General features: G+C 60.2%; 18 protein-coding genes. 9 read left to right on the top strand and 9 right to left on the bottom strand.

Annotated elements, in window-relative coordinates; translation table 11 throughout:
* Window positions 1–128: 128 nt before the first annotated feature.
* Window positions 129–1,628, bottom strand: coding sequence for an efflux transporter outer membrane subunit (locus tag ACA068_RS05335; RefSeq protein ID WP_497308176.1), 1,500 nt, complete (start codon window positions 1,626–1,628; stop codon window positions 129–131).
* Window positions 1,629–1,907: 279 nt separating this feature from the next.
* On the opposite strand from ACA068_RS05335, the gene ACA068_RS05330 reads away from it, so the two are divergent.
* From ACA068_RS05330 to ACA068_RS05310, 5 genes are all read left to right on the top strand, one after another.
* Window positions 1,908–2,876: a LysR family transcriptional regulator gene (locus ACA068_RS05330; RefSeq protein ID WP_497308174.1), complete on the top strand. Its 969-nt coding sequence runs from the start codon at window positions 1,908–1,910 to the stop codon at window positions 2,874–2,876.
* Window positions 2,877–3,049: 173 nt separating this feature from the next.
* On the top strand, window positions 3,050–3,544 hold the full coding sequence (locus ACA068_RS05325) for a hypothetical protein (RefSeq protein WP_497308172.1): 495 nt from the start codon (window positions 3,050–3,052) through the stop codon (window positions 3,542–3,544).
* A 342-nt stretch (window positions 3,545–3,886) separates the two neighbouring features.
* Window positions 3,887–4,264, top strand: a complete 378-nt coding sequence (locus ACA068_RS05320; protein ID WP_497308170.1) for a DUF6124 family protein — start codon at window positions 3,887–3,889, stop codon at window positions 4,262–4,264.
* Window positions 4,265–5,590: 1,326 nt separating this feature from the next.
* Window positions 5,591–6,565: a 2-hydroxyacid dehydrogenase gene (locus ACA068_RS05315; protein WP_497308168.1), complete on the top strand. Its 975-nt coding sequence runs from the start codon at window positions 5,591–5,593 to the stop codon at window positions 6,563–6,565.
* A 142-nt stretch (window positions 6,566–6,707) separates the two neighbouring features.
* Entirely contained in the window at window positions 6,708–7,217 is a 510-nt protein-coding gene (locus ACA068_RS05310; protein ID WP_497308166.1) for a DUF2165 family protein, read from the top strand.
* A gap of 21 nt (window positions 7,218–7,238) precedes the next feature.
* Here the strand turns inward: ACA068_RS05310 and ACA068_RS05305 are convergent, their stop codons facing one another.
* Window positions 7,239–8,141 (bottom strand): DMT family transporter, encoded by a 903-nt coding sequence (locus ACA068_RS05305; RefSeq protein ID WP_497308164.1) that lies wholly within the window; start codon window positions 8,139–8,141, stop codon window positions 7,239–7,241.
* 138 nt (window positions 8,142–8,279) lie between these two features.
* Between ACA068_RS05305 and ACA068_RS05300 the strand changes: the two genes are divergently transcribed.
* Window positions 8,280–9,155: a helix-turn-helix domain-containing protein gene (locus ACA068_RS05300; protein ID WP_497308162.1), complete on the top strand. Its 876-nt coding sequence runs from the start codon at window positions 8,280–8,282 to the stop codon at window positions 9,153–9,155.
* Between the two features lie 118 nt (window positions 9,156–9,273).
* Here the strand turns inward: ACA068_RS05300 and ACA068_RS05295 are convergent, their stop codons facing one another.
* From ACA068_RS05295 to ACA068_RS05270, 6 genes are all read right to left on the bottom strand, one after another.
* Window positions 9,274–11,703, bottom strand: coding sequence for a TonB-dependent siderophore receptor (locus ACA068_RS05295; RefSeq protein ID WP_497308161.1), 2,430 nt, complete (start codon window positions 11,701–11,703; stop codon window positions 9,274–9,276).
* Between the two features lie 286 nt (window positions 11,704–11,989).
* Complete coding sequence (locus tag ACA068_RS05290) at window positions 11,990–12,976, bottom strand: FecR family protein (RefSeq protein WP_497308159.1); 987 nt, start codon at window positions 12,974–12,976, stop codon at window positions 11,990–11,992.
* Window positions 12,973–13,536: an RNA polymerase sigma factor gene (locus ACA068_RS05285; protein WP_497308157.1), complete on the bottom strand. Its 564-nt coding sequence runs from the start codon at window positions 13,534–13,536 to the stop codon at window positions 12,973–12,975. Before ACA068_RS05285 ends, ACA068_RS05290 begins: the two co-directional genes overlap by 4 nt.
* Window positions 13,536–13,859 (bottom strand): DUF3325 domain-containing protein, encoded by a 324-nt coding sequence (locus tag ACA068_RS05280; protein WP_497308155.1) that lies wholly within the window; start codon window positions 13,857–13,859, stop codon window positions 13,536–13,538. The genes ACA068_RS05285 and ACA068_RS05280 overlap by 1 nt, the downstream gene beginning before the upstream one ends.
* The gene (locus ACA068_RS05275; RefSeq protein WP_497308153.1) at window positions 13,860–15,440 is read right to left on the bottom strand and encodes a PepSY-associated TM helix domain-containing protein; all 1,581 of its coding nucleotides are present in this window, start codon (window positions 15,438–15,440) and stop codon (window positions 13,860–13,862) included.
* The gene (locus ACA068_RS05270) at window positions 15,437–15,742 is read right to left on the bottom strand and encodes a DUF3649 domain-containing protein (RefSeq protein ID WP_497308152.1); all 306 of its coding nucleotides are present in this window, start codon (window positions 15,740–15,742) and stop codon (window positions 15,437–15,439) included. The genes ACA068_RS05275 and ACA068_RS05270 overlap by 4 nt, the downstream gene beginning before the upstream one ends.
* A gap of 177 nt (window positions 15,743–15,919) precedes the next feature.
* Here ACA068_RS05270 and ACA068_RS05265 point away from each other — a divergent pair, with 177 nt between their 5' ends.
* The 3 genes from ACA068_RS05265 (at window position 15,920) to fecA (ending at window position 19,909) form a co-directional block, all read left to right on the top strand.
* Entirely contained in the window at window positions 15,920–16,408 is a 489-nt protein-coding gene (locus tag ACA068_RS05265) for a sigma-70 family RNA polymerase sigma factor (RefSeq protein ID WP_497308150.1), read from the top strand.
* Window positions 16,405–17,343 (top strand): FecR domain-containing protein, encoded by a 939-nt coding sequence (locus ACA068_RS05260; RefSeq protein ID WP_497308148.1) that lies wholly within the window; start codon window positions 16,405–16,407, stop codon window positions 17,341–17,343. Before ACA068_RS05265 ends, ACA068_RS05260 begins: the two co-directional genes overlap by 4 nt.
* A gap of 232 nt (window positions 17,344–17,575) precedes the next feature.
* A complete protein-coding gene (fecA, locus tag ACA068_RS05255) occupies window positions 17,576–19,909 on the top strand; it encodes a TonB-dependent Fe(3+) dicitrate receptor FecA (RefSeq protein ID WP_497308146.1) in 2,334 nt (777 codons plus the stop codon).
* 267 nt (window positions 19,910–20,176) lie between these two features.
* On the opposite strand, the gene ACA068_RS05250 is transcribed toward fecA, so the two are convergent.
* On the bottom strand, window positions 20,177–20,587 hold the full coding sequence (locus ACA068_RS05250) for an HPF/RaiA family ribosome-associated protein (protein ID WP_149418217.1): 411 nt from the start codon (window positions 20,585–20,587) through the stop codon (window positions 20,177–20,179).
* Window positions 20,588–20,785: the final 198 nt, after the last annotated feature.

Raw genomic sequence — 20,785 nt, 5'->3', positions numbered from 1 at the left:
TCACTTTAATTCAGTCAGGTGGCGAACCTGTGGGAGCCAGCCTGCTGGCGATTGCGGTGTGTCAGTCAATGCTGAGGTCACCTGACACATCGCAATCGCCAGCAGGCTGGCTCCCACAGGGTTTGTGTTCACTTGAGAAGCGTCGGGGTTTTCGGTGCAGCTGTCCGGCTGTCTTCCGGCACATCGTCACCCGCGCCGAGTCCACCGCCCAAAGCCGTCACCAGTTCAGCATGTGCACTTAGCCGCGCTGCCTGAACCTGCTGCTGAACCTGCTGCTGTTTGAACAACAAGGTCTGCGCATTGAGCACGTTGAGGTAATCGGTGAGCCCGCGCTGATACGCGATCATCGCGATGTCGTAGGTCTTCTGCGCAGTGGCCACCGACTCGGCGGCGAAGGTCTGCTGCTTGTCCATGGACTCGCGGCGGATCAACTGGTCGGAGATGTTTTTCAGCGCGTTGACCAGCGTCTGGTTGTACCTGGCCACGGCGATGTCATACCCGGCCGAGGCTTCGCCCAGCTCCGAACGCAAGCGCCCGCCGTCGAAGATCGGCAACGAGATCGCCGGGCCGACGCTGTAGTTGAGTTTCTTGCCGGTCAAAAACTCCAGCGCCCCGCCGCCGGTGGCCATGTAGCCGAGGCTGCCGACCAGATCGACGTTGGGATAGAAACCGGCATGGGCGACATCGATACCACGCGCCTGGGCCGCGACTTGCCAGCGACTGGCAACCACGTCCGGGCGTTGACCGAGCAATTGTGCGGGCAGCGCCGACGGTAGTTTCAGCGGCGCGGCCAATGACAGCGCGGGTCGTTGCAACTGCGCGCCCTCGCCCGGGCCTTTCCCGGCAAGGGCCGCCAATTGGTTGCGGCTCAGGGCGATTTCTTCGTCCAGCGCATCGATCTGACGATGGGTTTCCGGCAGCGGCGTTTCAGCCTGACTGACCTCGAAATGCGTGCCGATGCCGCCGTTCAGACGCTTCTGCGCAAGGTCGAGAATTTGCTGCTGTTGCTTCAGGGTCGCCTCGACAATGTCCCGCTGCGCGTAGTGCAACGAGAGTTCGATGTAGGCGCGCACGATGTTGTTCTGCAATTCGAGCTGGGCCAGACGCGCTTCGGCGGCCGTCATGTGCGCCATGTCCACAGCGCGCTCGGTGGCGTTGCTTTCGCGGCCCCAGAGGTCGAGGGCATAGCTGAAACCCAGCGCGGCGTTGTTGTCCCAAGTGGTCGTGTTGGCCAACGCCCCCGGCCCGTAGAACTGATCGGCGGGCCAGTTATGACGCTTGAGGGTGGACTCGCCATTGATCTGCAACGACTCGGCGGACTCGGCGATGCCGGCCATGGACTTGGCCTGCCGCACCCGCGCGGCGGCCAGATCCATGGTCGGGCTGCCTTGCACGGCGAGGTCGATCCAGCGGTTCAATTGCGGGTCACCATAGGCCTGCCACCATTGTGCGGTGGGCCAGTGAGCGTCCTGCGCAGCGTTTTGAATGGCTTCGTCGGTGGCCAGGGAATCGGCCTCCAGTGCCTTGCCCTGCGGGGCAATACCTCCGGTTCCGATGCAGCCGCTGATGGTCAGGGATAAAGCCAGAACACTGAGCGTCTGAAGCGCTCTGTTGATGCGACGCGGCACTGCTGCGATTTCCTGAAAGAAGGGGCGTACGAGGTCCTGTAGGAGCGAGGCTTGCCCGCGAAGACGGCGTATCAGTCGACATCGTTGGTGACTGTTACGCCGCCTTCGCGGGCAAGCCTCGCTCCTACAAAGACCGGCGCAATTCTAGGCGGCGGCCTGAATGGCGATAAGCTGGGAATCCTGTGAATCTTTGTTACCGTTAACGCGATAATCCCTTGGTCGGGGTCTCAGACCCTGAAACCTTGTGTCACAATTTGCCATCGCACCCGAGAGCACCCCATGGACACTTTGCAAAACATGCGCGCCTTCAGTTACGTGGCCGCGGCCGGCAGCTTCACCGCCGCCGCCGTGCAACTGGACACCACCACGGCCAACGTCTCGCGCGCGGTCTCCAACCTGGAAGCCCACCTGCAAACCCGCCTGCTCAACCGCACCACCCGCCGCATCGCCCTGACCGAAGCAGGCAAACGCTATTTATTGCGTTGCGAACAGATCCTGGCCTACGTCGAAGAAGCCGAAGCCGAAGCCAGCGACGCCCACGCGCGCCCGGCCGGGCAGCTCAAAGTGCACACCATGACCGGCATTGGTCAGCACTTCGTGATCGACGCCATCGCCCGCTATCGCAAGACTCACCCCGACGTCACCTTCGACCTGACCATGGCCAACCGCGTGCCGGACCTGCTCGACGAGGGCTACGACGTGTCCATCGTCCTGGCCAGCGAACTGCCGGACTCGGGCTTCGTCTCCCAGCGCCTGGGCATCACCTACAGCATCGTCTGCGCCTCGCCGGCGTATGTGAAAGCCAACGGCTGCGCGCACAAACCCAGCGACTTGCTCAACCACGCGTGCCTGCGCCTGGTGAGCCCGGTGATCCCGCTGGAAAAATGGACCTTCGACGGTCCGGAAGGCCAGGAAATGGTCACCATCAACAGCTCGCCGTTCCTGGTGAACTCGGCCGATGCCATGAAAACCGCGATCACCAGCGGCATGGGCGTCGGCGTGTTGCCGGTGTATGCGGCGATTGAAGGGCTGCGTGACGGCACGCTGGTGCGAGTGATGCCGAACTACCGCTCGCAGGAACTGAATCTGTATGCGATCTACCCGTCGCGGCAGTACCTGGACGCGAAGATCAAGACCTGGGTCGAGTACCTGCGCGGGTCGTTGCCGGAAATATTGGCGGCGCATCAGGCGGAATTGGTGGCGTATGAATTGAGTGGGAGTCTGGGTGGGGTCAGGGTGGCGAATTAGCCGCCACGCCTCATTGGCTTATGGCAAAGGAATGCCGACTCACCGGTTGATGTCGCGAAAAGACACTGTAAGTTCGTAATACCTGTAATTTCTGACAGTAGACGGCGTTTATTGGGTCAAGGAGACTTCATGACGTAGATTCGACTTATTGTCGTTATGAAAGGGAAAACGAAATGACAACTTACTTGATTGAACAAAACACAACCTCCAAAGCCGTATCGGGCACGTTGACAGCGGAGATTCAAAAATTTGGCCAATTTGATGGAAAAGCCACTCACTTTTACACCAATGACATCCAAGTTTTCCTTAAAGCCCTCCATCAAACTGACGACAAAAACTGGATGACTATCACTTTTCTATTTCCGGCGAATATTGAAAACCAGCGACATGAGTTTTATGAAAACAGCCCAGTTGAACCGCCTTCTTTCTCTCTACATTGGATCGATGAAAATGGACTCACCTGGTTTCGCCCCTATTACTCGAGGTTGGATGCGGGGCACATTGATATAAATTTCGATCTTGCCAAAGGTACGCTCGACGCTACGTTTAATTTCACATTTAAAGACAAACTTGATGCACGCCAAGTTGTGGGCCAGATGACGAACATCAAAGGTCTGGAGCACGTGAAATACAGTTTTGAGGGTGATAAGACGGGACACACAGTTTGAAAGTTCGTGAAACATTTAAACATCTGGTCCTACAGACGTGGTGATTTTGGCGGATGTTTCTGACAAGTTCTGTCGGTTGTTGGGTCAGACGGGAAATGGGTAGGCTTTGTGGGTCGCTGCAAAATCAGCGGCCAGGCTTGGAAACCTGATTCCCATCACAGCACATGGCATACTGCGGCGCTTTTTTCAGCACGCAATTCCTTGTTATGGCGGCTGTGCGCGGGAGACCTTCGGGTCTGCCGGTTTTGATGGGATATCGGTTTTCCAAACCGCGCATGGCTGCCACCCTTTCGCTTGGAAACGAAAATGGCAGCTCGATTAATCCCATTTCGAGTAACTGTCATGATCAAAGAAACCCCGAATCCCCCGGAAACCGACGACGTTTCCCCCTACGAATCCCTCGATTCCAAAAAACTCCACGATGCCGCCGAACGCGCATTGGATCACTACCTCAACCCCGCCGCACTCAGATCTCCTGCCGCGCGCAAACCCAGCACGATGTTTTTGATCGCACCGGATATCAAAGACGAAGACCTGCTAGCCCATACCTGCGAGTCGTTGGCCCAGGCCAGCGTGATGGCGAGCGACTTCGCGGACTATCTGGAAGGCCCACACCGGCACAAGGCGATGGCGATCCAGCAGATCGTCATGCTGGCCGAACTGGCAGCGAACCGGATGCTGGATAACGTAGCCATACCAAAACCTGCGCCACACAGCTAATCCCCCTGTGGGAGCGAGCCTGCTCCGGGCGGCGTTCCGACGATTGCGGTCCGACATCCGGCACTGATGTCGGCTGACACTCCGCCATCGCTGGCAGGCCAGCTCCCACAATTGGATTGGGTGCATCAGCAAGATATCGGTCGGCTGTCAGGCCGCCTTCGCAGGCAAGCCAGCTCCCACAATTGAATTTTGTACATTAGTAAGAGATTGGTCGGCTGTCAGGCCGCCTTCGCAGGCAAGCCAGCTCCCACAATTGGATTGGGTGCATCAGCAAGATATCGGTCGGCTGTCAGGCCGCCTTCGCAGGAAAGCCAGCTCCCATAATTGAATTTTGTACATCAGTAAGAGATTGGTCGGCTGTCAGGCCGCCTTCGCAGGCAAGCCAGCTCCCACAATTGGATTGGGTGCATCAGCAAGATATCGGTCGGCTGTCAGGCCGCCTTCGCAGGCAAGCCAGCTCCCACAATTGAATTTTGTACATCAGCAAGATATCGGTCGGCTGTCAGGCCGCCTTCGCAGGCAAGCCAGCTCCCACAATTGAATTTTGTACATCAGCAAGATATCGGTCGGCTGTCAGGCCGCCTTCGCAGGCAAGCCAGCTCCCACAATTGAATTTTGTACATCAGTAAGAGATTGGTCGGCTGTCAGGCCGCCTTCGCAGGCAAGCCAGCTCCCACAATTGAATTTTGTACATCAGTAAGAGATTGGTCGGCTGTCAGGCCGCCTTCGCTGGCAGGCCAGCTCCCACAATTGGATTGGGTGCATCAGCAAGATATCGGTCGGCTGTCAGGCCGCCTTCGCAGGCAAGCCTCGCTCCTACAAGGGCCCGGCGTACATCCGCTTCTCACCACTCATCAGGCCGAGCGTTAGCTCGCCTGCAGCTCTTGATCTTGATCCACCCGCCCCTTTCGGGAGGCTGAGTGGAGGTGTTCATCCGGGGAGTGGCGCGCAGCGCCGTTCGACGCAGTCGAACACGCTGCATGTAGGTCGTCGCGAAGCAGACCGGAGGGCAGTGTCCCCGGATGGATACCGGAGCGAAGGTACGCCGAGCCTAGGCGAGGGGCCGGACGCTTGGGGCGAGCGTTTTTTTGCTTACTTTTTTTAGGCGTTTGTAAAAAAAGTGAGTCGCCGTAAGGGCGAAACCGCCAGCCGCCGTTACCGCAGAAATGGATATGTACACCTGAGAGAGACAGGTCGGCTGTCAGGCCGCCTTCGCCGGCAAGCCTCGCTCCTACAGTTACCCCCGGCAATCCGCGAACTCGCACAACAACGGAGAAGAATGTTAGCGTGCTTGGCATTCACCAAGCCCCGACGAGCCCTCCTCCCATGAAAAAGACCGTCCTCGCCTTCAGCCGCGTCACCCCGGAAATGGTCGAGCGCCTCCAGCAAGACTTCGACGTCATCGTCCCCAACCCGAAAAACGGCGACATCAACGCCCAATTCAACGAAGCCCTGCCCCACGCCCACGGCCTGATCGGTGTCGGTCGAAAACTCGGCCGCGCGCAACTGGAAAACGCCGCCAGACTTGAAGTCGTCTCCAGCGTCTCCGTCGGCTACGACAACTACGACGTCGCCTACTTTAACGAACGCGGGATCATGCTGACCAACACGCCGGATGTCCTCACAGAAAGCACCGCCGACCTGGCCTTCGCCCTGCTCATGAGCAGCGCCCGCCGCGTCGCCGAACTCGATGCCTGGACCAAGGCCGGCCAATGGCAAGCCACCGTCGGCGCCCCGCTGTTTGGTTGCGATGTGCACGGCAAAACCCTGGGCATCGTCGGCATGGGCAACATCGGCGCAGCCATTGCCCGCCGCGGGCGACTGGGCTTCAACATGCCGATCCTCTACAGCGGCAACAGCCGCAAGACTGAACTGGAGCAGGAACTGGGCGCGCAGTTCCGCAGCCTGGATCAATTGCTGGCCGAAGCTGATTTCGTCTGCCTGGTCGTGCCCCTCAGCGAGAAAACCCGCCACCTGATCAGCCACCGCGAACTGGCCCTGATGAAGCCGAGCGCCATCCTGGTCAACATTGCCCGCGGTCCGGTCGTGGATGAACCCGCCCTGATCGAAGCGCTGCAAAACAACCGCATTCGCGGCGCCGGGCTGGACGTCTACGAGAAAGAACCGCTGGCCGAGTCGCCGTTGTTCCAGCTGAAAAACGCGGTGACGTTGCCGCACATCGGCTCCGCGACCCATGAAACCCGCGAGGCCATGGCCAACCGTGCGTTGGCTAATCTGCGTAGCGCACTGCTGGGCGAGCGGCCGCAAGATCTGGTCAACCCGCAAGTGTGGAAAGGCTAACTAAAACGGGCAGAGACTTATAAAGTCTCTGCCCGCCCGTTACATAACTTGCAATTCAGTCATCTCACTAAAAAAGTTCAAGGGCTATACACTCCACACTACTTATCCGACCCACGGAAAATAGTGATGGAGCACACTAACCTTGAACAGCCTTACCACCGACAAGATCGTCAGATACAGCAAATTATCATTAATGGCCTATATAAGCTTTTTCGGCCTTCTGGTGATGTACAGCAACTTCACCGACTACCCATCCAACTATGAATATGTCGGCCACATCCTGAGCATGGACACCACCCGAGAAAACATCAACCTGAACTACCGGGCAATCACTTCACCCATGCTCCACCACCGAATCTACTGGTTCATCATTACCCTTGAAGTGATCTATACCGCCTTTTGCCTGGTCGGTGCCTATCACCTTTACCGAAACATAAACGCGTCTTCCGAGATGTTCCATGAGGCCAAAAAGTTCTCAATCATCGGATTAATGATCGCCATATTTGTCTACTACGTTTGTCTGCAAGTGATCGGCGTCGAATGGTTCAACATGGACGAATCACAAACCTGGAACGCCAAGGACTGGGCCCGGCATATTGTCGATTTCATCCTTCCGCTGCTGATATTCATCGCGCTCCGGACCGAGCGCTAAGCGCACTCGGCCCCAACGTTTTCATGCGAGTTTGCCATTGCCTTGCGCTATCGGCGCCTTGGGTTTGCGGAACACCAGTACGTTGCCGAGCATCACCAACACCAACCCCGCCAATGCCGGCGCTGTCCATTGATAGCCTTCGGCAAACGCCGAGACATTGAGCGCCACGACCGGGAACAGCACGGTGCAATAGGCCGCCCGCTCGGGGCCCATACGCCCGACCAGCGTCAAGTAAGCGGTGAAGCCGATGACCGACCCTGGAATCACCAGGTACAGCAGCGAGCCGATGTAGCGCGCATTCCATTCCATGTCGAACGCAATGCCCCTGAACAGGCACCACACCGACAGCATCGCGGCGCCATACGCCATGCCCCAGGCGTTGGTGGTCAACGGCTTCAAACCGGCCTTCTGTTGCAGGCTCGAGAGCATGTTGCCGGCCGAGAAACACAGGGTCCCGAGCAGCGCCAGGCCAAAGCCGAGCAGGGTTTCAGGGCTGGCGGTGTGGCCCGCCAGTTCCGGCCAGAACAACAGGCCAAGCCCGGCCAACCCCAACGCACCGCCCATCAAAACGTTGCGGGCGATTTTCTGGCCGAAGAACACCCGTGAATTCAGGGCGTTCCACAACGTGGCCGTGGAAAACACCACCGCGACCAGACCGCTGGGAATCCACTGGCTGGCGGTGAGGAAACACATGAAGTTGACGCAGAACAGGCACAAGCCCTGCGCCAGACAGATCAAATGCCCGCGACGGTTCATCACTTGCAGGCGCCGACTGAGCAGCAACAGAACAAACAGCACCAGCGCCGCGAGGCCGAAGCGATAAACGATCGACACAGGAATGGCCACCACGCCCAACTGCCATTTCAAGGCAATCCAGGTGGTGCCCCAGATCAGCACGGTCAATAAATACAACGACAGGTTCATGGCAAAGGCTCCTCAATAGGGGCTCAGTGTCCTGCGCCAGGCCCTGGCGCACTTGCATAAACTTGCGGTTTTGTAGGCCGACAGGCTGGCAGGCCAACGTCTACGGAGTAGGATGCAAGGCGTTGGAGAGAACCGATCATGCCCGCATTGGAAACCCTGCAAGTCTTTCAAGCCCTCAAGCGCTCGCCCAAAGCTCGCCTCGAGCACAGCGCCGAGCTCGGTGACGGCATGGCTGCGGCCTTGTGGAGCAACCATCACGACGCCCAGGACTACGAGGCGCCTAGCCACCACACGCTGTCGTGCTACATCGCCGGCGGCACCGGCACATTCCGCCGCGACCAGCCCGGCACCAAGGGTGGCCCCGACAAGCTGTGCATTCTGCCGGCCGAGCATCAATCGGGTTGGGTGATCAACGGCGACATTCGCCTGGCCCACGTGTATTTCAGCCCCGAACAATTCGCCCTCGGCTGCGTCACGCTGCTGGACCGCGAGCCTCGCGAACTGCAATTGCGCGAAGCGACTTTCCTCGACGACCCGGCACAGGCCCGACGCTTTCGGCAAATGCTCACACTCAACTGGGATGAGCCAGGCGAACGTTTGCTCACCAGCAGCCTGGCTCATGAAATGCTCAGCCACGTGTTGCTCGGCCAGGTCGGGATGCGTGAGGGCTTGCGGTTAAAAGGCGGATTGGCGGCGCATCAGCGGCGGCAGTTGGTGGAGTTCATCAACCATCAGTTGGCCGAGGCGATCAGCCTGGGGCAATTGGCGGCGTTGTGTGCGCTGTCGGAATATCACTTTGCGCGGATGTTTCGCGAGAGCTTTGGCTTGCCGCCGCATCAGTATGTGTTGGCGCGCAGACTGAGCCGGGCGCGGGAGTTGTTGCGTTCGACCTCGCAGCCGTTGGGGGAGATTGCGCTGGCGTGTGGGTTTGCCAGTGCGAGTCATTTCACCAATCGGTTTCGGCAGGTTTGGGGGGGGACGCCTGGGGAGTATCGGCAGGCGTTTTTGCGGTAGTCCCTAAATTTGCAGCGCCTGTCATGCCGTCTTCGCGGGCAAGCCTCGCTCCTACAAGGACAACGTAAAACGTGTAGGAGCGAGGCTTGCCCGCGAAGAACGATGACGCGGTTTTCCGTCAGAACTCCAACGTGCTGGACAGCGAAATCTGCCGCGAATCCCCCATCGACACAAAGAACCGGCTCGCCGCCGAGGTGTAGTAGGTGCGGTCAAACAGGTTCTTCACGTTGAGCTGAAACTTGACCTTCTGCCCTTCAACCTTGGTGTCGTAGGTCGCGAACGCATCGGCCACGGTGTAGCTCGGCAGGTCGAAATCGTTGACGGCGTTACCCGCCCGCTCGCCGACATAACGCGCACCCGCGCCGACCCGCAATTGATCACCGCCCACAATGGTGCCGAAGTCGTAGACCGCCGACAGCGAGCCACTGTTCTTCGCGACGTTTTGCAGTTTTTTGCCCTTGTAGGTCGGGTCTTCAGTGACTTCGGCGTCGGTGTAGGCATAGCTGCCGATCATGCTCCAACGGTCGCTGAGCTGACCGCTCAAATCCAGTTCCAGACCACGGGAACGTACTTCACCGGCGGCGCTGTAAATCGTCACCGGGCCTTCGGAGTTGGCCACCAGTACGTTGCGTTTCTTGATGTCGAACAGCGCGACGTTGCCAGTCACGCGCCCTGGCATATCAAGCTTGGCCCCGACTTCCCAGGACTTGGCTTCTTCCGGCGCGATGCTGCCATCCAGCACGGTACTGCTGCCGCTCAACGGCGCGATGGTCGAGTTGGGTTTGAATGATTCGGTGTAGCTGCCGTAGAACGACAATTCATCGGTGAAGCGATAGACCAGACCGGCGCGCGGCACCCATTTCTGACCGTTGCTGTCGGTGTTGGCCTGGAACGGCACGCCTTTGCCAGCGTACTGGTCGTATTCCTGAAAGCGTGCGCCCGCGACGAAAATCCATTGATCGGTGAGGTGGATCGAGTCCTGCAGGAAGATCGAATCGCTGCGCAGCTCATCGGTCTGCGCGCTGTCCGCCGGGCTGACCGTGGTGCCGGCGACTTCGCGGCCATAGACCGGGTTGACGTAGCTGAAGGTGCTCAGGCTTTTCTGGCGGATCAGGTCTTCGCGGTAGATCTTGCGGTACTCGTCATCGACGCCGAACACCAGGTCATGTTGCAGGCCCAGCACGTTCACCTTGCCTTCGAGGCTGGCGGTGGTGAAACGGTCGGTGCTGATAGCGTTCTGGGTGCCGTCCATGCTGCGGGTCAACGTGCCGCGTCGGGTGTCGATGGCGGTGACGCGCACCTGGCTGGCGTCGTAGGTTTCACGGTTCCAGCTGTAGCCGAAATGGGCGTTCCAGTTGTCGTTGAGCTCGTGATCGGCTTCGAAGTGGTAAAGGTCCGAGCGGCCTTCCATGTTGTTGAACGGCTCGTCCAGGCGTTCATTGCGCGAGATGTCCAACGGGTGGTTGGTGCGCGGATCGATGATCGTGCCTCGGTCGAACGGGGTGAGGAACTCGCGGTGTTCGTAGGAGAACAACAGCTGGGTGCTTTCACCGAACCAGGCCAGTGACGGCGCCACCAGCGTCTCGCGGTGGGTGCCGAAGTTGCGCCAGTAATCTTCGTCTTCGTGGTCCAGCACCATGCGGTAAGCGAAGCCGGAATCACCGAGTGCGCCGGTGCTGTCGAGGCCGCCGCCGCTGCCGTTTTTGCCGTCGCCGTAGGTCGAACCGCGCAGCGTCAGGGCGTTGTATTGCTCAAGTTCGGGTTTCTTGCTGACCATGTTGACCACGCCGCCCGGGTCCTGGATGCCGTAAAGCAACGAGGCCGGGCCCTTGAGCACTTCGACTCGGTCCACGGTCGCATTCATGCCTCGACCCTGCACGATCGGCATGCCGTCGCGCATGATCGAGCCGTTGCGGTTGTCGCCGAAACCGCGGGTCATCACCGAATCCTGAGTGCTCGCCAGCGTGTTGCCCTGGGTGATGCCGCTGACGTTGGCCAACGCGTCATCCAGATTGCGCGGTGCCTGATCGCGAATGACCTGGCCCGTAATGACGTTGACGGTCTGCGGAATTTCCTGGAGCAAGGCCGACGAGCGCATCACCGAGCTGGTGGGCGGCGGCTGATAGCTCATGGACTGACCGGCCACCGAGTTGATGGTGGTGGTGCCCAGATTCAACGTGCCGGCACTGGGTAGCGGTTCAAGCACCAGGGTGTGAGCATCGCTACGGCGGAAGGTGAAACCCGAACCGCTGAGCAAACGCTGCAGGGCCTGCTCGGCGCTCAACTGGCCATTGATCGCCGGAGCGGTGAGGCCGTAGGGCGCTTCATCGGTGTAGACCACGCTGATACCGGTGACGCGACTGAAGTCGCTCAAGGCCTGGGGCAGCGGCTTGGCAGCGATGGCGAAACTGAACTGCGTGCGCTGCTGCGTGTTGCCCGCCTCAGCGGCCGATGCGACGCTCGATGGCAGCAAGGCCAACGCCGACATACTTAGTGCAGAAGCACCCAACCACTGTTTGACCGAACCCGATTTTGCCCTGGACTTCATTGCTCAATGACCTGTGTAGAACCTACGGGATGCGAATGACTCGCAGTTTCAGTCACTACACGGATGAGGGTCGGGTTTACCTCATCAAAAATCTGAAAATAATTTCATTGGGATTATGTATCGCCTGATCGGACGCCTTCGCGAGCAAGCCCGCTCCCACATTTGGAATGCATTCCCTTGTGGGAGAGGTGGTGTTTGAACTGGCCCCATCGCGAGCAGGCTCATTCCCACAATTTGGAATGCATTCCCTGTGGGAGCGGACTTGCTCGCGAAAGCGCCAGTGGCTTCAACGCAAGATAATGAGATGTCCCAAAACGCTGGTCTGCTCAAACCCCAAAACACCCTGCAACGAACCCAACACCGCCTGCGGATCCTTGCTCGGAAAACTGCCACTGACCCGCCGCGCCGCCAGTTCATCGTTGAGCAGCACTATCCGCCCCGGGTAATAACGCCCCAGATCCTGCACCACATCGGCCAGCGTCGCCTTGTAGTAATTGAGCCAACCCTGACGCCAGGCCAACTGCGCTTCGCCGTCGACCACACGCAGCTTTTGCGCCGAACCTTCGCCATAGGCCACTTGCTGGCCAGCGGTCAGAATCTGCTGCTCGGCGTACTTGTCCGCTGTCACGCCGACCCGTCCGGACAGCACCGTGACCTGCGCACCATGGGGCTGCAATCGCACTTCGAACTGCGTGCCGAGCACCCGCGCCTGACCCTTTTCAGCATCGACCACAAACGGATCGCCCGTGTGGGTCACGCTGAAGAATCCGGCACCGCGACGTAGCTGAACGTGGCGCTCGCCGCGACTGAAATCCACAGCGATGGCGCTGTCGGCGTCCAGCGTGACTTGCGACTGATCGGCCAGCGTCACGGTGCGAATTTCCCCCGGCGCGGACACATAGTCCGCCCCCAGATCATCGATCCAGCGCGTCGGCTGCCAACCCGCACCGAGGCCGATCATCAGCACCAGGCACGCGGCCATGGCCAGCGCGCCAGACCAGCGCCGCACGCTGGTACGTCGGGATCGGTTCATCGCATTGAGGTAACCCTGCAAGGCGAAAGCGTCTTCATCGGCCAGGGTTCGCGCTGGCACTTCGCTCAGTTCCCACAGCACTTGCGCCTGGGCGTAAGCCTCGGCGTGGGCGGGATCGGCCTGGAGCCAGCGGCTGAAAGTGAGTTGATCGCCGCTGCTCGGTTGGTCGTGCAACAGGCTCAGCCAGGCAAGCGCAGCCTGCTCTTGGGCGGGCGTCGTGACGCGGTCGAGTGGATTCACGGTGCTTTCCCTGGCGTGCGCGTTGGCGGTTCCTGCAGGCTGGCCTTGCAGGCATCGAGGGCGCGCATCATATGTTTTTCCACGGCGCTTTGGGACAGGCCCATGGCCTTGGCGATCTCCGCATATTTGCGGCCGTGGATGCGGTTGAGCAGAAAGATTTGCCGGGTACGTTCCGGCAACGCGCGCAACGCCGCTTCGACGTGCCGCAGGTCGTTGCCCGCCTCCAGCGCCGCTTGTGGTTCGCTGCCCTGACTGTCCGGTTGATCCGGCATCCAGCCTTCGTTGACCCGCACCCGCGTGCCTTCGCTGCGCAGATGGTCGATGGCAATGTTGCCGGCGCAACGCAGCAGGTAAGTGCTGAGTTCCTCGACCTGCACCAGCGGACGCCGCCAGAAACGCAGGAACAAGTCCTGCACCAGATCGGCGGCGGTCGCTCGGCAGCCGACACGCCGGCTCACCAGCGCTTCCATCTGCGAACGCTGGGACAGGAACACCTGAAGGAAATGCGCGCGGGCGCCACGATGTTCTTCGTCGCGCGATTCCGGAGGATTGGTGATCATCACTGCGCAAACACGGCGACGGGGCTGGCGAGCACGCTCAACCCGGCCAACGCCAAGGCCAGGCGCGGGCGATACGGCATCAACAACACCAGCAGCAAGGCGCTGAGCATCAACACCGCAAACCACTCCACCAACCCGAGCCCCCAACCGGTTTTCGCCACCGCCGCCCATAAAGAAACCGCCAGCAGCAACCAGCCGCTCAGCTTGAACGTTTTACGCCGCCGGGCCGACGACTTGCGCCCCAGCAGTTCGGCGTGATGCCGATCCATCGATAAACACAGCGCGGTGAAACCGCCGTAGCACAGCAGCAAAGCCAGCAACATTCAGTTCACCTTCTGCTCAAGCGCGATCGGTCGGGCACGCTCTTTGGCGACGCGAACGGTCTGCCCGGCGCGCTGCATTTTCCAGGCAGCCCAGGCCAGGAACAGGCCACTGCCCAGGCTCGTCAAATCGAACCCGGCGAGCGTCCAGTCGCCTTGAGCCAGCGTCACGCCCAAGTGGTACGGCGTGGTCAGCGCGTTCAAGAGCGGTACGCCGCAGAACAGCACTGCGGCCAACGCCAATTGCTCGACCCACGCCGGGCGACCACGGCGGAACACTGCGTGAACCACGCTCAAGCCCCAGACGATGAAAAAGCTGTTCACTTCCCAATCAGCCCGGGTGGCCATCTCGACCGGCAGCAGCCGATTGGCCCAGAAGAACGCCGCCACCGCGACCACCAGCCCGGACATGCTGGCAATGTTCAGCACTTCCACCAGCCGCAACTCGAAGGGCATCACACCGCTTTTGACATGTTTGAGCTGACGTTTGCCGAGCCAGATCACCAGCCCGGTGCCGATCATTGCCGTACTCGCCAAACCGCAAATGAAGTACAGCCAGCGCAGCACGGGGCTCGCGAAATGCCCCATGTGCAAGCCATAGAAACTGCCGGCGATGGCCATCGGCACCGGTTGCTGCGGCGTGGCGCTGAGTTGTTGGCTGGTCACGCCGTTGAAGGTCACCGCGCTGCTGGCGTCATAAATCACTCGGTCGGCGTCATCCCTCGAGACGACAATCGAGGCATTCGCATCCCCCGGATTGTTCACCGTCAGCCGTTCCATCCGGCCGCCCGACCACTGCGCGCGCGCCCGCTCCAACAGCGGCGCCATCGGTGCCAGTTCAGCCGGTGTGCCGGCAAGCTCGGGTGTGCTGGAGGCCGGAAACACCTCCGCGTAAAACGCGCGGGGATCGCCTTTGTACGAGGCCAGGATGCTCGCCGGCATCACCATCGCCATGAAAATCACCAAGCTGCTGTAAGTGATCATCAGGTGGAACGGCAACACCAGAACGCCCACCACGTTGTGCCCGTCCAGCCAGGACCGCTGGCCTTTGCGCGGGCGGAAGGTGAAGAAGTCCTTGAAGATTTTCTTGTGGGTGATGATCCCGGTGATCAGGCCGATGAACATCACCATGGCTGCGATGGTCGACAACCAGCGGCCCCACGGATAGGGCATTTGCAGCTGGAAGTGGAAACGATAGAAGAAGTCGCCGCCCATGGATTCGCGGCCCTGCACTTCGCGGCCGGTTTGCGCGTCGAGCAGTTTCTCGGTGAATTGCCCGCGCTCGCCGGGTTTGGCCGGGGTCTGTTGCCAACGCACCGACAGGCCCGGTTCCCGGGCGCTCGGCAAGTCGATCAGCCAGCGCGAGGCACCCGCGGCGTGTTGCTGGAGGTAGTCTTGCGCCAGGGTCAGACTGGCTTCGGAGGTCACCGCGCGCGCCGGGATCTCGGGCTGCATCCAGTGACTGATCTCGTCCTTGAAATAGGCGAGCGTGCCGGTCAGGAAAATCGCGAACAGCAACCAGCCGAAGGTCAACCCGGCCCAGGTGTGCAACCAGGCCATCGCCTGACGAAATCCCTCTTTCATGCGCGGCCCAACCAATACGCCAACCCTGATCCCGCCGTCAGCACCAGGCCCGGAACGATCAACCCGAACCAGGCCTGCCACGCGCTGCGACAGGCAAAACACCAGAGCACCGCCACCAGATAGACCAGAAACGAGGTCATCATCCCGGTCACCACCGCTTCGGCGCGGGCCATCGGCAACCATAAGCTCAGGCTGACGCTGGCCAGCGCCGCGACGATATAGCCGCCCACCACCGCAGCCAGCACCCGTGAAGTGACGGCCAATCGATAAGAAACGGAGAGCGTGCTGATTTTGCCTTTCATGTTTCGACCTTGAAACCGGGTGAGGCCGCGTGAAGATCACGGGCCAGCAAGCGCGCAATACTAATGATAAATATTCTCATACGCAAAACAGATCCGATTGCCGGGGGCCGTTGCACACCTCTACAATGCGAACAATTCTTGTTCTCTAACGTATCCGTTTGTGTCGGAGTGGTTCTGTTGCAGCCTGCCAATCCCGTCGAAGTCCTCTATCACGCCCACCACAATTGGCTCACCGGTTGGTTGCGGCGCAGGCTTGGCTGCCCGGACAGCGCGGCGGACCTGGCCCAGGACACGTTCATTCGTGTACTCACGGCCCGGGAAACACCGCAGATCATCGAACCGCGAGCGTTCCTCACCACGATCGCCAAACGCGTGCTGTTCAACCATTACCGTCGTCAGGATCTGGAACGCGCCTACGCCGAAGCACTGGCGCAAATGCCCGAGGTGTACGCGCCGTCCGAGGAAGAACGGGCAATCATCCTGCAAACCCTGATGGAGCTGGACCAGTTGCTGGACGGTTTACCACGCCGGGTCAAGCGCGCCTTTCTGCTCGCGCAGGTCGATGGACTGACTTATCCACAGATCGCGGCCGAACTGGGCATTTCCATTGCCACAGTCAAACGCCATTTGAGCAAAGCAGCCATGCGCTGCTATTTCGCAAGATGAACGGCACTCCGGACTTTTCTTCCCAGGTCGCCGAACAGGCCGTGCACTGGCTGATGGAAATGCAGCAAGCCCCGCTGAACCCGCGCCAGCAGCACGCCTGGCAACAATGGCACGATGCGCACAGTGAACATCAACGGGCGTGGGAGCATATCCAGCGGGTCAATCAGCGGCTTCGCGGTTTGTCCTCTCCGCTGGCCCACGCGGCGCTCAATGCGCCGAAGTCCGGCAGCCGACGTCAGACGCTGAAACTGCTGCTGATTCTCGGCGCAGGTTCTGCAGTCACTTGGGGCATGCGCGAGCAAAACATGCTGCCGCCGTTGCTTGCTGATTACCGCAGCCCCATCGGCCAGCGGCGCAAGGTGGCGCTCGGCGCAGGCAATCAGTTGCAGCTCAACACCGCGAGTTCGGCGGATGTGCGGGTAGAGGGTCAGCAGCGGCTGATCCGTTTGCTGGAGGGCGAACTGCTGTTGACCGCCAGCCAGGCGTTTCAGGTGCAGACCGCGCAGGGTGTGTTGACGACGCAAGGTGGGCGATTGAACGTCCGACAGTTTGCTGATCGCACCCAGGTGGCCGTGTTCGAGGGCAGCGTCGAGTTGACCCCGGACGGCGGCAAACCGCTGGTGTTGCCCGCCGCCCGGCAACTGGGTTTCGGCCCGCGTGGCGTGGGTAAACCGCTGCCGCTGGACGCCGACAGCGGCGCCTGGGCCGACGGCATGCTGGTGGCCGCCCACATGCGCCTCGGCGACTTTCTCGACGAGCTCGGCCGTTATCGTCGCGGGCAGCTTAATTGCGATGCGAAGGTGGCGGATTTGTTGATCTCCGGGACGTACCCGCTGGACGACAGCGAGCGGATTCTTGATCTGCTGGAAATCAGTTTGCCGGTGAAGGTAAGGCGCTTTACGCGGTATTGGGTGACCGTCGAAGCGAAGGCGTAATCCTGGAGCGAGACACCTTACCTGTGGCGAGGGAGCTTGCTCCCGCTGGGCTGCGAAGCGGCCCCAAATTTACGACTGCTGCGCAGCCGAGCGGGAGCAAGCTCCCTCGCCACAAAAAGCCAGCCAGTGTCAGCCCAGCAAAAGAGTTTTCATCCAGCGTGAGCCGTTTTTCAGATCTGGCGTGACAGAGAAGGAAAGCCCCCTTGATTCCACCTTCTCAGGATCGACCTCCATGCACCCCACCCGCCTCACCCCGCTGGCCCGAACCATGCGCCAACTCTTGCTGGGCGCCAGCCTGAGCTTCGGCGCGCTGCCGCTCGCACACGCCACCGACGCCAAGCCGTACCACATCGCACCGTCGTCCCTGGAAAACGCCCTCAACCAGTTCGGCCGTGAAGCCGGCGTGTTGATTACCTTTGGCTCGCAAGTCACCCGCGATGTGCAGAGTCCTGGCCTGGAAGGCAACTTCACCCCGTCGCAGGGCTTGGACGCTTTGCTCGAAGGCACCGGCCTGCAAGCGCGCGCCGAGGGCGACAATGCCTTCAGCCTGCAACCGGCGGGCGACACCGCGCTGGAGCTGGACACCTCGAAGGTAGTCGGCGACTGGCTCGGCGAGGCGGCGCCAATCAACGTCTTCGAGCACCCCGGCGCACGTGATGTGATCCGCCGCGAGGAGTTCGAGCGCCAGGGCGCGACCCAGGCCAAGGATGTGCTCAACCGCATCCCTGGGGTGAACGCGCCGGACAACAACGGCACCGGCAGCCATGACATGGCGCTGAACTTCGGTATTCGTGGCCTCAACCCACGCCTGGCGTCCCGCTCGACCGTATTGATGGACGGTATCCCGGTGCCCTTCGCACCTTATGGCCAGCCGCAACTGTCATTCGCCCCGGTGAGCATCGGCAACATGGACGCGGTGGACGTGGTCCGCGGCGGCGGCGCGGTGCGTTACGGCCCGCAGAACGTCGGCGGCGTGGTCAACTTCGTGACCCGCGCGATTCCCGACGAGCCGACCGTGAAAGGTGGTTTCCAGACCGAAACCAGCCCGTCTTCCAGCCACGACGGTTTCAAAACCACCGGCAACTTACTGGCCGGCGGCACCGCCGACAACGGCCTGGGCGGCGCGCTGTTGTATTCCGGCACCCGTGGTGGCGACTGGCGGGAACACAGCGATACCGAAATCGACGACCTGATTCTCAAGGGCAAATATCAGCTCGATGACGCCAACAGCTTCAACGCGATGGCTCAGTATTACGAAGGCAAGGCCGACATGCCCGGCGGCCTGAACGTTGCCGATTACGACGCCGACCCGTACCAGTCGACCCGCCCGAAAGATCAGTTCTGGGGCCGCCGGACAATGTTCAACTTCGGCTATCGCTATCAGGAAGACCGTCGCGAATTCACGGCCAACACCTTCTTCACCAAAACCCTGCGCAGCGGTTATCTGGACCAGGGCACGTTCCTGTCGCTGTCACCACGCGAGTATTGGGTGCGCGGCCTGGAAACCCGATTCGCCCAAGGCTTCGACCTCGGCCCGACCAGCCATGAAGTCGGCGTCGGCTATCGCTACATCAACGAAGCCGGCCACGAACTGCGCTACCGCGAGCCGATCGCCAACAACACCTTCCCGACCACCAACAGCCGCAATGACCGCGACACCCGTGGCGGCACCGAAGCCAATGCATTCTTTGTCGACGACCGGATCGACATCGGCAAATGGACACTCACGCCGGGCATTCGCTACGAGATGATCGACTCGCAGCAGACCAATAACCTGACGAACGTGAAGTACAAGGGCGACTACAACACCGCGCTGCCGGCATTGAACGTGCTCTATCACGTGACTGACACCTGGAATCTCTACGCCAATACCGAAGGCTCGTTCGGCAGCGTGCAATACAGCCAGATGCCGAACCGGGTGACCAGCGGCGAAGTCAAACCGGAAAAGGCACGGACCTGGGAGTTGGGTACCCGTTACGACAACGGCGCGTTACGAGCGGAAATCGGCGCGTTCCTGATCAACTTCGACAACCAGTACGAAAGTAATCAGACCAATGACTCGGTAATCGCTCGCGGCGAGACGCGTCATCAAGGGATCGAAAGCAGCATCAATTATTCGCTGGATGACTTGAGCCCGTCGCTGGCCGGCTTCGATGTCTACGCCACGTATGCCTTTGTGGATGCGACCATCCGCGAAGACGGACCGAACAAGGGCAATCGTGTGCCGTTCTCCTCGAAACACAAAGGCAACATCGGGGTGGGTTACACCGAAGGGGCCTGGAAGTTGAACCTGGACAGCAGCTACCAGAGCGACCAGTTTGCCGACAACGCCAACACCTCGACCGAAAGCGCTGATGGCAGCACCGGCAAGATTCCCGGGTACATGCTGTTCAGCAGCCGCGCGGCGTATGACTTCGGGCCGAAGTTGTCGGATTTGAATGTGGCGGTGGGGGTGAAAAACATTCTCAACCACCAGTATTACACCCGGTCGTTTGATGACAACAACAAGGGCAAGTACGTGGGCGAGCCGCGGACGGTTTATGTACAGACATCCGTGGCTTTCTGATTACTGTCGACATCACTTGAGTTTGTCGCAGCCCCTGTGGCGAGGGAGCTTGCTCCCGCTCGGCTGCGAAGCAGTCGCAAACCGGCTGAGACGGTTTGCCTGATAAAACTCGGTTGCAGGTTTTGGGACTGCTCCGCTGCCCAGCGGGAGCAAGCTCCCTCGCCACAGGTAATCGTGGAGCCAACGGATTCGGTGAACACCACAAACAAGAACGGGCCTGCATCAGCAGGCCCGTTTTCAGTGGGAAGGTAAAAAGTGAATCAGGCTTCAGCCGTTTTGTGCAGCCTGTTCGTTCTCGAGAAACTCTTCTTCCAGCAGCACATCAGCATGTGCGCCTCGTTCAAACGGCACAACAGCGGCACGTGGTTTGCCCCGCAGTTTGCCAAACAGGTGATCCAGCGCGTGTTCAAGTTTGGTGGCCGCACCGTCGATCGCTTGCTCCAGGGTGTCGGCTTTATGAGTGACAGAAATCGGTTGGTGGCCTTTTGGTCGCGCTTCCAGTTGGCAGCGCATGTCATGGGGACCTGGCTTGTCGCCATTCTCGTCCCGCAGATGAACCTCGACGCGTGTCAGGTCCTCTTCATAACGTTCGAGCGTGCTCTCAATGGTAGTACGTACCCACTCCTCCAGTCGGATGCTGCTTTGAATATGGTTATCGCTGTTGACTTGGATTTGCATAGTTCATCCCTTATTTCAGCTAGCTCGCGAGAGGCGCATCGGCTGGCCCTTGGGCGTCATCACCGTGACCTCTTACTTACACAATCGGTCTGCGCGCAGAACATTTCAACCCCTAAAAAAAGATAAATATGGATTCGCAAAAAAAGCCGGACAACCGGTAAAAGCGCTGTTAAGGTCGGGAGTTGGGTCGCCCCTCTC

The organism is Pseudomonas sp. LBUM1660, from assembly GCF_059695935.1.
Note: the sequence above shows the minus strand (reverse complement) of the source record. Positions and strands in the feature narration are given on the sequence as shown.